We start from the raw sequence: 12,904 nt of genomic DNA on the forward strand, positions 1-12,904 counted from the left end.
GGCACTGGCGCCGCTCATCGCACAGTGCCGCCATTCGTCAGGCGAAACCGGGGAGTTTTCGCCCTGACGGGTACGCCGGCGCGCCTTCTGTCGAGCGCGATCGCGTGAAGATGTGAAGATTTTCAGAAGTTAATGCCGTAGCCCTTGTTCCCGAAATGGAGCAGGGATGGATGGCATCGCCTTGAAAAAATCCTGCCCGCTGTGTCGTCCGGTCATTTCATGGAGATTTACCGATGAACCGCATTTATCGTCTGGTTTTCAATCGCGCCCTCGGCGTAATGCAGGTTGCTTCGGAGGTCACCCAGAATCCCGGTGGAAGCGCGGTTACTCCGGCACGGTTGCCTCGATTGCGGGCGCATCAACTGGCGGTGGCCCTGGCCGCCACGCTGGCCAGTGGTTCGGCATTCGCGGCATGCAACACGGTGGGCGCAGTCATTACCTGCGACCCGGGCACGACGGTCAACAACTACAGCAACGCCACGTCCGGTATTACGCTGAATGTCCTGGCGGGGGCTACGCTGCGCACGCCTCCGATTATCGGTGGTGGCAATGCGGCGACGTTGAGCGGCGACAACGTGACGGTCAACAACAGTGGCACGATCGATCCGAGCTCGATCATCCTCGCCTCGCCCGGCCTGGTCGTCGGCAATGGTTTGGCCAACAACAGCGCGATAGTCGTCAACAACAATGCCGGCGGCCAGATCAAGGGTGTCGTCAACATCGCAACGCTGCTGGGTTTCGGTGGACAGGCACTGGTGGCACAGAATGTCAACGGCACCACCACCATCAACAACGCCGGCCTGATCAGCACGTCGTTGATTGGCGTTGGCAGTGTTTCCGATGCGACCACAGTGGTGACCTATGGTGGCGCGGCAGCCAATGTGACCAATACCGGCACCATCGACGGGCGCGTCGGCCTGGGCGCTTCCGGCGGTAATGCATTCCTCAATGCGGGGGCGGTCAGCGGCAGCGTGCACCTGGGCGATTCGACCGGAGGCAATACCTTCACCGCAGTGTCGGGTTCCAGCGTTGTGGCCGGCGGCGGCACCGCCCTTGCCGGCGTGATTACCGGTGTTACCGGGGTAAAGGTTGCAGCCGCAGGAACCGTCGACGCCGGCACCGGTGCAGGTGCGTCCAACAACGCGCTGGTGCTGCAGAACAGTGCTTCTGGGCCGGGGTCGGGCACCGGCGGGGCGGTGACGTCGGTGAACTGGAACGAGTACCTCAACTTCCAGAGGCTCACCGTCAACAGCGGTACCTGGAACCTGCAGGGTGCCTGGACCGGTGCCACGACACTCAATGACGGCCTGGTCAACTTCAACAATGCGACTGCGTTTGGCAGTGGCCTGTTCACCGCCAACGGTGGTGCGATCGCCGCCAGCACTGCGGGCCTCACGCTGGGCAACAACTTCGGCCTGGGTGGAAACCTGCAGCTGTCGGGAACCAATGCGTTTGGCCTGAGTGGTGTGTTGTCCGGCGCCGGCGGGCTGACCGTCAATAACACTGGCGTGGTGACACTGGGCGGCGCCAATCTGTTCAGTGGCGGTGTCAACCTCAATAGCGGTGGCCTGGTGCTGGGCAATGCCGGCGCACTCGGCAGCGGCAACCTGACCGTCGGTGGCAGTGCCTCGCTGGATACGACGGCCAACTTCAATCTGGTCAACAACCTCGTGGTCAATGCTGGCGGCACGCTGAACCTGCTGGGCAACAATGCGCTGTCCTTGAACGGCGCGATTTCCGGTGCCGGCAACCTGGTCAAGAATGGAGCCAATACCCTCACCTTGAACGGTGTCAATTCGCTGACCGGCAGCTTCAACCTCGCCGGGGGCTCGCTCGCGCTCGGCGCGGGCGGCAGCCTGTCACCCACGGGTGCGATGACGCTGGGCGTTGGTACCACGCTGGACCTGACGGCAGCAGCCAACCAGAGCATCGGTTCATTGGCTGGCCTCGGCGGCGTGGTCAACCTGGGCAGCCACACATTGACCTTGGGCGGGCTGGGCAACACCACCTACAGCGGAACGTTCGGCCCGGGCACGGGCAGCCTGATCAAGCTTGGCAGTGGCGTGCAGACCCTGTCCGGCGTCAACACTCTTTCTGGTGGCGTAGCGCTCAATGCTGGTGGCCTGTTGCTGGGCAACAACGCTGCGTTGGGTACCGGTGCGCTCAGTGTCGGTGGCAATGTCACGCTCGACGGCACCCTTGGCCTGTCGCTGGCCAATGCGGTCAATCTCGGTGGCGGTAGCAGCCTGAACCTGCTGGGCAACCAGGCGCTGACGCTCGGCGGTGTGATCAGTGGGACAGGCGGCCTGGTCAAGAGCGGTTCGGCGCTGCTCACGCTCAATGGCCCCAACACCTTCGCAGGCGGCCTCGCGCTCAATGCCGGTGGCCTGATGCTGGGCAATGGCGGTGCGCTGGGCACCGGTGCATTGAACGTCGGTGGGGCGGTGACGCTCGATGCCGGTTCGGCACTGAGCGTTGGCAATGGCATCAACCTGGGCGTTGGCGGTTCGCTCAACGTGCTCGGCGGCAACGCACTGACGCTGGGTGGCACCATCGCCGGTACCGGCAGCCTGGTGAAGAGTGGTGCGGCCACGCTGACCCTGACCGGGGCCAACACCTATACCGGCGGAACGGCCATCAATGCCGGCACCTTGGCGATCGGCAGCGGGGGCAGCCTCGCCGCCACCGGTGCGGTCAGTCTCGCCGGCCTCGGTGCGGTGCTCGATCTCTCCGCAGGTGGCAACCAGACCGTGGGTGCGCTGAGCGGCGTGCTCGGTAGCACCGTGTCGCTGGGAGGGAACACACTCACCTTCGGTGATGCCACCAACCAGACCCTTGCCAGTGCCATCACCGGCACGGGTGGCCTGGTCAAGCAGGGAGCGGGCACGCAGACGTTGACGGCCGCCAACACGTTCAGCGGTGGCCTGAACCTGGCGGCGGGCGGGCTGCTGCTGGGCAACAACGGCGCCATCGGCACTGGTGCGCTGACCGTCAGCGGCAACGGCTCGCTGGATGGCACCACCGCGCTGAACCTGGGCAATGCGGTGAACCTCACCGGCTCACTGAATCTGCTGGGTGGCCAGAACGTGATCCTGGGCGGCGTGATCGACGGTACCGGAAGCCTGGTCAAGAACGGTGCGTCGGTGCTGACGTTGACCGGCAACAACACGTTCAGCGGTGGGCTTTCGCTCAACGCCGGCAGCCTGGTGTTGGGCAGCAGCGCCTCGCTGGGCAGCGGTGCGCTGAACGTCAATGGTGCGGCGACGCTGGATGGAATGACGGCGCTCAGCCTGGGTAACAACATCGCACTGGGCGCCGGCGCGTCGCTGGCGTTGCCGGGTACGCAGTCGACCCTGCTGGGTGGCGTGGTGTCCGGTGCTGGCAGCCTGATCAAGAACGGTGCCAGCACGCTGACGCTCAACGGTGCCAACACCTTCACTGGCGGGCTGGCACTCAACGCCGGTGGCCTGCTGCTGGGTAATGCGGGGGCGCTCGGTACGGGTGCGTTGAATGTCGGTGGCAGTGCCACCCTCGACAGCAGCGTTGCGCTCAACCTGGGCAATGGCGTGAACCTCGCGGGCGGTTCGGTGCTGGACCTTCTCGGCAGCCAGAATGTGACGCTGGGCGGGGTCATCGCCGGCGCTGGCGAGCTGGTCAAGAACGGTAGTTCGACGCTGGCGTTGAATGGTGCCAATACCTTCACCGGTGGCGTCGGCCTGAACGCGGGCAGCCTGCAGCTTGGCAGTGCACAGGGGCTGGGTACCGGTGCGTTGAACGTGGGTGGCAATGCCTCGCTGGATACCACCGGCGTGTTCAATGTCGCCAATTCCATTGGTGTCGCCGCCGGTGCCAACCTGACCCTGCTGGGCAGCAACGACCTGACACTCACCGCGCCAGTATTCGGTGTCGGCGGGCTGATCAAGGACGGCGCGGCACGCCTGACCCTGAGTGGTGCCAATACCTACACCGGTGGCACCACCATCAACAACGGCACGCTGGCATTGGGCGCCGGTGGCAGCCTGGCCGCGGCCGGCGATGTCACCCTTGGCAATACCGGTGCGGGTTTTGATATTTCCGCCGCCGGCGGCAACCAGACCGTGGGTGCACTGAACGGTGTGGCCGGGACCTCGCTGACGCTGGGCGGCAATTCGCTGACCTTCGGCACCAATGCCAATGCCACGTTTGATGGCGTGATCAGTGGCACGGGCGGGTTGGTCAAGACCGGTACCGGCATCCAGACGTTGTCCGGCGCCAATACGTTCAGTGGTGGCCTGGCACTCAATGGCGGTGGCCTGCAGCTGGGCAATGCCGGTGCACTGGGTAGCGGACCGCTCGGCGTCGGTGGAAACGTCAGCCTCGACAGCTCGGTGGCGTTGAACCTGGCCAACGCGGTGAACTTCGGCGCGGGCACCCAGCTGACTCTCGGTGGCAGCAATGACGTCGCTCTGGGAGGCGTGCTGAGTGGCAACGGCAGTCTGGTCAAGAACGGCACAGGCCTGCTGACCCTCAACAATACCAACACCTTCGGTGGCGGCCTGACCTTGAACGGTGGCAGCCTGGTGGTGGGTGCCAACGGTGCACTGGGTACCGGCACCTTGGCGGTGAACAGCAGTGCCTCGCTGGATGCCGGCGCTGCGGTGACGCTCGGCAACGCAGTGAGTCTCGGCTCGGGCGTCGCACTGACCGTGCCGGGCAGCAATGCGCTGAGCCTGACCGGTGGCGTGACCGGCAACGGCAGCCTGATCAAGAATGGCAGCGCCACGCTGACGCTGGCAGGGGCCAATACCTACAGCGGTGGTACCACCATCAACGCCGGCACGCTGGCGCTGGGCCTCGGTGGCAGCCTTGCCGCCGCAGGGGACGTCACACTCGGCAATGCCGGTGCAGGTTTCGACATTTCCGGAGCAGGCAGCAGCCAGACCATCGGTGCACTCAACGGTGTGGCCGGTACTTCGCTGACCCTGGGCGGCAATTCGCTGACCTTCGGCACCGCGGCCAATGGTGTTTTCGACGGTGTGATCAGTGGTGGCGGTGGCCTGGTGAAGGTGGGAGCAGGCGTGCAGACCCTGTCCGGCGCCAATACCTTCAGCGGCGGGGTCACGCTCAATGCCGGTGGTCTGGTGCTGGGCAACGATGCGGCACTGGGGACGGGCGCACTTACTGTTGGTGGCGCGGCCACGCTGGATACCACCGGGCTGGCGACACTGGCCAACAACATCGCGCTCAATGCCGGGTTGACCGTTCTGGGTACCAATGCGCTCACGCTCAACGGAGTGCTCTCCGGCACCGGCAGCCTGACCAAGAATGGTGGCGCAACGCTGACCTTGAACGGCATCAACACTTACACCGGCGGTACCAACATCAACGCCGGTACGCTGGCACTCGGCGCCGGTGCCAGCCTGGCCGCAAGCGGTACCGTCAATCTCGCCACCGGTGCCACGCTGGACCTGTCGGCCGGCAACGGCACGCAGGTGTTCGGCACGCTGGTCGGCAACGGTACGGTCAACCTGGGGGCCAACAACATCGAAGTGGGCAGCGCGGCCAATGGCACCTTCAGTGGTTCGATCGCCGGCACCGGTGGCCTGACCAAGGTCGGCACCGGTACTGAAACGTTGACCGGAACCAACACCTATACCGGTGGCACCACCATCAACGCCGGCACGCTGGCGATCGGTCTCGGCGGCAGTCTGTCCCCGACCGGCGCAGTGAACGTGGCAGGCGCCGGTGCCGGCTTCGACATCTCCGCATCCGGCGCCAACCAGACCATCGGTTCGCTGTCCGGCGTGGCCGGTTCGACGGTGAGTCTGGGAGCCAACGCGCTGATCCTGGCGGGCGCCAGCAGCAGTACCTTCAACGGTGCGATTTCCGGTACCGGCGGACTGGTGAAGAACGGCGCCGGCATTCTCACCTTGGGCGGCGCCAACCTGTTCAGCGGTGGCGTTGCACTGAATGGTGGTGGGCTGGTGGTCGGCAACAACGGTGCACTGGGTACGGGAGCGCTGAATGTCGGCGTCGATGCGACGCTGGACAGCAGCCTGGCCGTCACGCTGGGCAACGCCATCGGGCTCACTGCGGGTGCCAACCTGACCCTGCTCGGCAGCAATGCGCTGACCTTGGGCGGCGTCATCAGCGGCGGTGGCGGGCTGGTGAAGAACGGCGCGGCCACGGTGACCCTGACCGGCGCCAACACCTATACCGGCGGCACCATCATCAACAACGGCACGCTGGCGATTGGTGCCGGTGGCAGCCTGGCTTCCACGGGGGCGGTGAATCTTGCCGGTGCCGGTACGCTGGATATCTCCGGCGGCGGCAGCCAGAGCATCGGTTCGCTGGCTGGCGTGGCCGGCAGCACTGTGGCGCTGGGCGGCAACTCGCTGACCCTGGGCGGCGTCGCCGACAGCACGTACGACGGTGTGATCAATGGCAGCGGCGGGCTGATCAAGAATGGCGCCGGCGTGCAGACGCTGACCGGTGCCAACACCTTCAGTGGTGGCGTCACGCTCAACGCCGGTGGCCTGGTGGTGGGCAACAATGCCGCGCTCGGTACCGGTACGGTGACCGTGGGTGGCAATGCCTCGCTCGATTCCAACAGCGCGATCACGCTGGGCAACAACTTCACCCTCAATGCCGGCCTGACCGTGCTGGGCAGCAACGACCTGATCCTCAACGGCAACCTCAGCGGCACCGGTTTCCTCACCAAGGAAGGCCTGGCCACGCTGACCTTGAATGGCACCAACACCTACACCGGTGGTACCAACATCAACGCCGGTACGCTGGCGCTCGGCGCGGGGGCCAGCCTGCATGCCAATGGCATCGTCAACCTGGCCACCGGCGCGACCTTCGATCTGTCGGCCGGTGCCGGTACGCAGGTGTTCGGCACGCTGGTCGGCAACGGTACGGTGAACCTGGGCGCGAATACGCTGACCATCGGCGATGCCAGCAACGGTACCTTCAGCGGTTCGATTGCCGGCACCGGTGGCCTGATCAAGGAAGGCTCCGGCACCGAGACCCTGACCGGTGCCAATACGTTCACCGGCGGCACCACCATCAACGCCGGCACGCTGGCGCTCGGCGCCGGCGGCAGCCTGGCGGCAATCGGTGCGGTCACCCTGGCCAATGCCGGCACCGGCTTCGACATCAGTGCCGGTGGCAACCAGAGCATCGGTTCGCTGGCCGGTGTGACGGGCTCGAATGTGTCCCTGGGTGGCAACACGCTCACCCTTGGTGGTATCGGCAACACCGCGTTCAATGGCAGCATCGGCGGCACGGGCGCGTTGATCAAGAACGGCGCAGGCGTGCAGACACTGGGTGGTGCGAATACGTTCAGTGGTGGTGTCACCCTCAACGCGGGCGGGTTGGTGGTCGGCAACAATGATGCCCTGGGCAGTGGTGCACTGACGGTGGCCGGCGGCGGCACGCTGGATGCCAACGCGCCGGTGACCCTGGCCAACAGCGTCGCGCTCGGGGCCGGCGCCACCCTCGACGTGCTGGGCAGCAACGACCTGACCCTGGCGGGCGCGATCTCCGGTGCTGGCGGGTTGACCAAGGATGGCGCGTCCACGCTGACTCTGACCGGCGCCAGCACCTATGCCGGTACCACCACCATCAACAGCGGTACGCTGGCGGTGGGCGCGGGCGGCAACCTGTCCGGTGCCAGCACGGTGAACCTGGCCGGCACCGGTACGCTGGACATCAGCGCCGGTGGCAACCAGAACATCGGCGGCCTGGCCGGCGTTGCCGGCAGCACGGTGGCACTGGGCGGTGCAACGCTGACCACCGGCGGCAACAACGCCAGCACCACGTTCGCCGGCATCCTCGGCGGCACCGGCGGCCTGGTGCAGAGCGGTACCGGCACGTTGACCCTGAGTGGCGACAACACCTATACCGGTGGTACCACCATCAACGGTGGCAGCACGCTGCAGATCGGCAACGGCGGCAGCACCGGTTCGGTGCTGGGTGACATCACCAACAACGGCAGCCTGGTCTACAACCTCGGCACCACTGCAACGGTGGGGGGCGTGGTCAGTGGCACAGGTGGCCTGGCCCAGGCCGGTAGCGGCACGCTGGTGCTGACCGGCAACAACACCTACACCGGCGGTACCACCATCAACGCCGGCGGCACGCTGCAGGTCGGCAATGGCGGCGCAACCGGTGCGATCGTCGGTGACATCACCAACAACGGCGCGCTGGTGTCCAACGTAGCCGGCAATACCTCACTGGGCGGCACCATCAGCGGCAGCGGCGGCCTGACCCAGGCCGGCGCCGGCACACTGACCTTGACCGGCAACAACACCTACACCGGTGGTACCACGATCAATACCGGTGGCACGCTGCAGGTGGGCAATGGCGGTGCGACCGGTGCGATCACCGGCAACGTCGCCAACAACGGCAGCCTGGTGTTCGACGTGGCCGGCAACACCACCGTGGGCGGAGCGATCAGTGGCACTGGCGCACTGACCCAGGCCGGCGCTGGCGTGCTGACCCTTGTCGGCAACAACAGCTACACCGGTGGCACCACCATCAATGCCGGTGGCACGCTGCAGGTCGGCAATGGCGGCGCCACCGGCTCGATCAGCGGCGACATCACCAACAATGGCGCGCTGATCTCCAACGTGGCCGGCAACACGCAGCTGGGCGGCACCATCAGCGGCAGCGGTGGCCTGACCCAGGCCGGCAGCGGCACGTTGCTGCTGATCGGCACCAATACCTACAGCGGCGGTACCACCATCAATGCCGGCGGCACGCTGCAGCTGGGCAATGGCGGTACGACCGGTTCGATCATCGGCGACGTCACCAACAACGGTTCGCTGGTTTCCAACGTGGCGGGCAGCACCACGCTCGGTGGCACCATCAGTGGCAGTGGTGGCCTGACCCAGGCGGGCAGTGGCACGCTGACCCTGACCGGCAACAACACCTATACCGGCCCGACCACCATCAATGCCGGTGGTACCGTGCAGGTGGGCAATGGCGGCGCGACCGGTGCGATCGCCGGCAGCATCACCAACAACGGCAGCCTGGTGTTCAACGTCGGCGGCAACACGACCGTGGGCGGCACCATCAACGGTACCGGTGGGCTGACCCAGGCCGGCAGCGGCACGGTCACGCTGACTGGCAACAACACCTATACCGGCGGCACCACCATCAACGCCGGTGGCACTGTGCAGGTCGGCAACGGCGGCGCCAGTGGTTCGATCACCGGCAACGTCAGCAACAACGGCAGCCTGGTGTTCAACGTCGGCGGCAACACCACCGTCGGTGGCACCATCAGCGGCAGTGGCGGATTGACCCAGGCCGGCAGCGGCACGGTTACCCTCACCGGCAACAACACCTACACCGGTGGTACCACCATCAACGCCGGTGGCACTGTGCAGGTCGGCAACGGCGGCGCCAGTGGTTCGATCACCGGCAACATCACCAACAACGGTGGCCTGGTCATCAACACCGGTGGCACCACCACGTTGGGTGGCAGCATCAGCGGCAATGGCAGCATCGTGCAGGCGGGGCCGGGCGGCCTGAACCTCGGTGGCAACAGCGGCGGGTTCAGCGGTACCGGCCAGGTCACCGGCGGTGGCCTGAATGTCACCGGCACCATCGGTGGACAGTGGACCATCGGCAGCGGCACCACCTTGTCGGGCACGGGCACGATCGGTGGTACCGGCGGCGGCGTAACGGTGTCCAGCGGTGGCGTACTGTCGCCGGGCAATGGCCCGGGCAACGGCAGCGGGGCCGGCAACGGTACCGGCACGATCACCGTGGGTGGCAACCTGACCCTGTCGCCGGGCAGCACGCTGGGCATCGATCTCGGCGCCACCGGCAGCGATACCGTGCAGGTGGGCGGCAGCGCGACGGTGGGTGGCAGCACCGTAAAGGTGAACACGATCTCGCCCAGCACCAGCTACCAGCAGGGCCAGCAGTACACGGTGGTCAATGCGCCCGGTGGGGTGAGCGGGCAGTTCGCATCGGCCACGTCGCCCTCCGCGTTCCTGACCATCACGCCGGTGTATACCGCCAACACCGCCAACCTGAAGATCGATGTGGCGCAGACTGCAGCGTTCACCACCGTGGCCAACAGCCGCAACCAGTTCAACACCGCTGCGGCGCTGGACAGCCTGCCGCAGAGTGGTTCGGCACTGGGCCTGTACAACACGGTGCTGATGTATGACGCAGCCACCGCGCGCAGGGCGTTCGATCAGCTCTCCGGTGAAGTGCACGCAGCCAGCCGTGCGGTGCTGCTGTACGACAACTACCTGGAGGAGGGTATCCGCCAGCGTCTGGGCAGCGAACTGCCGACCGTACGTGGCGAACACGCTTCGGCCTGGCTGGCCGGCAGCGGCAAGGTATTCAAGCAGGATGGTGATGGCAACGGCGATGAGATCCGGTCCAACCGCAATGCGGTGATGGCTGGCGTGGATTGGAAGCTGGGCGAGCATGTGGTGCTGGGTGCGGCCGCCGGCAACGAACGCCTCGATACCCGCCTGTACGATCGCAGCTCGCGGGCCCGCCTGCGTGGCAACACCTTCGGCCTGTATGCGCAGGGCGAATGGAACAACGGCTTCGCGGTGGGTGGCAGCGTGTCGCGCGGTGACTACCGCACGCGCACGACCCGTGAGGTGCCGCTGCTTGGCCAGACCCTGTACAGCCGCCAGGATTCGGACGTGACCATCGCCCAGGTGGAAGGCAGCTGGACCTGGACCCATGGCCGGACCCAGCTGCAGCCGTACGTGCAGTTCACCCGTCACTGGGTCGACAGCGATCATGCAGTGGAACAGGGTGGCAGTGCCGCGCTGGTGCTGGAAGGCGGCAAGGACACGCTCAATGTCAGCACCGTGGGCGTGCGTGGCCGCTGGGACGTGGGCAGTGGCGAGCGCTTCCCGGCGCAGCTGACCGTCGGCCTGGGTTGGCAGCATGCCTCGGGTGACACCGATGTGGCCAGCCGCAACCGCTTCGCGGTCGGAGGCGACGCCTTCGATGTCTACAGTGCGGTGATGGCGCGCAATGCGCTGGTCAGCCAGGTCGGCGTGGCAGTCGGCCTCGGTCGCAACAGCCAGCTGTCGATGTTCGTGCAGGGCCAGCATGGTGATGGCCGCCGCGATGTCGGCGGGCAGATCAACCTGCGCGTGGGCTTCTGAGGGGAGTAGGCCAGCTGTGGATCCACGCCCTGCGTGGATCCTGGGCGGAGCGGAGGGCTATCCCTCCGCTCCCGTCATTCAGTTCACCGCATCCTGATCCTGATTCCGGCGACGCAGCCCGGCGGGTGGATCGAAAAGGCTCGCAGGCACGTCGCCGAATGAGACATCGGTGACACGCAGGCCGCGCTCGGAACGGCGGTTGCCAGTGCGGCCACGGTAGCCCAGCAGCAAGCCGGTGCGGGTGTCGATCCACAATGTGCCCGAGGTCGTTCCGTCGGGACCATGCGCGTTGTCATAGCGCCAGCCGGCGGCAAGGCGGCCCAGGATGAATTCGCCGGGTGCGGGCGAGCAGCGCCCGCCAATCGTCTGGCACGGGGCCGCAGGATCGTACCAGTAGGGACCGCTGGCATCGGCGACCGGCAGCGTGTAGTTGCCACTCTCGCTGACCAGCCATGCTCGGCCGCGTTGCCCCTGGGTCGTCAACCACGCATCGGGCGCATTGCTGCCGCGGAAATCGATGCGGATGGCGGGCCCGCGCAGACGGATCTCTACCTCGACGTCGTCGCCGGCGGCACGTGGCCCTAGTGTCCCCAGGCCATAGGCACGGGCCAGCAGCCGCGCCTGCGGCGGCTCGCTGTCCACGTCGTTCGCTGCGTGCGCGGATGGCGCGCTGGTCACTGCCATCAACGCAGCGGCCAGCAGCACACGCATGTCAGCGAGCCAGGTTGTTGCTGTCATGTACCGGGCTCTGCATGCGGACGATGGCATAGGACTCGATCGGCATGCGGCGGTGGCCGGTGATCGGGTCCTCGATCAACATCGAAGCGGGCCGGTAGCTGTCGCCTTCGGTGACCAGATCGGACAGCCCTGCGATTACACGATCGGCGAACGGGACAATCAGCGGCATCGGGTAGGTAACCTTGATCTTCAGAACGTTGGCGTCCTGCACGCTTACCCGGCTGCCACCGACCCGTGCATCCCGGAACGCAAGGTTGTCATTCGGCAATGCGTAGCGGCCATCGAACTGGCGCTCGCGGAATTCGTTGTAGGCCGCGCGGCTGGGTGAGATGACCTCGATCTTCGGCGACAGCAATGGGTTCTTCCAGAGCAGGGCGACCTTGGCGCGGGCGGCAATGGCACCCGCGGCATCGGGTGATGTCGCATACAGGGGCGCCATGGCCATTTCCAGCGCGCTGCGCATTTCGGAATGATTGACGCCACTCACTGCGCCGGCGCGCGCTGCTTGCAGTGTGGCGAAATCCAACAGCGACTTGGCGCGATAGATCAGTACGAACTGGAAGATGACCAGTATGAGGAAAATGAACGCCGGGACCACCACGCAGAACTCAATCAGCGACTGGCCACGCTGGCGACGTACGGCTGTGCGGATGTGCTTCATTGCAACGCCCTCGGGGATGGCGGTGCCACAGATGGCGAAGGGCACCATTGGAACTGCTCGCCCTGCATGGGAGCAATACGCTGCAGGCTGTCGACCGGCATTTCCAGCGTGGAGTGGGCACCGCGGCACCAGGCACCGCGCCATGGCCGTACGGCTTCGCGCCAGCCAACGACGCGCTGTCCGTGGTCCAGGAACAACAGGTCCAGCGGGTAGCCCATCGCCAACGTGTGGACGCTTGAACAGGGGGTTATCAGCAGGCCCTGCCCGGCCTGCAGGGGCGCGCGCAGCAACAGCCCCTGCAATCGCTGGTACCAGCGGTCGGCATGCCAGACGCAGCTGAGCAGCTGCTGGTCGCCGCGGATCATCACGCCGGTTC

4 protein-coding genes are annotated in these 12,904 nt (G+C 66.1%); 1 reads left to right on the forward strand and 3 read right to left on the reverse strand.

The window, feature by feature from the left end; all coding sequences use genetic code 11:
• Nucleotides 1-233 precede the first annotated feature (233 nt).
• Nucleotides 234-11,129, forward strand: coding sequence for an autotransporter-associated beta strand repeat-containing protein (locus tag ABH900_RS10315; RefSeq protein ID WP_429622755.1), 10,896 nt, complete (start codon nucleotides 234-236; stop codon nucleotides 11,127-11,129).
• Nucleotides 11,130-11,207: 78 nt separating this feature from the next.
• Here ABH900_RS10315 and ABH900_RS10320 read toward each other — a convergent pair whose 3' ends face one another.
• Genes ABH900_RS10320 through ABH900_RS10330 form a run of 3 tightly spaced genes read right to left on the reverse strand, consistent with a single transcriptional unit; the run spans nucleotide 11,208 to nucleotide 12,893 of the window.
• Nucleotides 11,208-11,840, reverse strand: coding sequence for a hypothetical protein (locus tag ABH900_RS10320; protein ID WP_429622756.1), 633 nt, complete (start codon nucleotides 11,838-11,840; stop codon nucleotides 11,208-11,210).
• A 1-nt stretch (nucleotide 11,841) separates the two neighbouring features.
• Nucleotides 11,842-12,528 (reverse strand): TadE/TadG family type IV pilus assembly protein, encoded by a 687-nt coding sequence (locus ABH900_RS10325; protein WP_429622757.1) that lies wholly within the window; start codon nucleotides 12,526-12,528, stop codon nucleotides 11,842-11,844.
• Nucleotides 12,525-12,893, reverse strand: a complete 369-nt coding sequence (locus tag ABH900_RS10330) for a DUF192 domain-containing protein (RefSeq protein WP_429622758.1) — start codon at nucleotides 12,891-12,893, stop codon at nucleotides 12,525-12,527. The genes ABH900_RS10325 and ABH900_RS10330 overlap by 4 nt, the downstream gene beginning before the upstream one ends.
• Nucleotides 12,894-12,904 lie beyond the last annotated feature (11 nt).

The sequence above is a fragment of the Stenotrophomonas sp. AN71 genome (assembly GCF_050435725.1).
In the GTDB taxonomy this organism is placed as follows: Bacteria; Pseudomonadota; Gammaproteobacteria; order Xanthomonadales; family Xanthomonadaceae; genus Stenotrophomonas.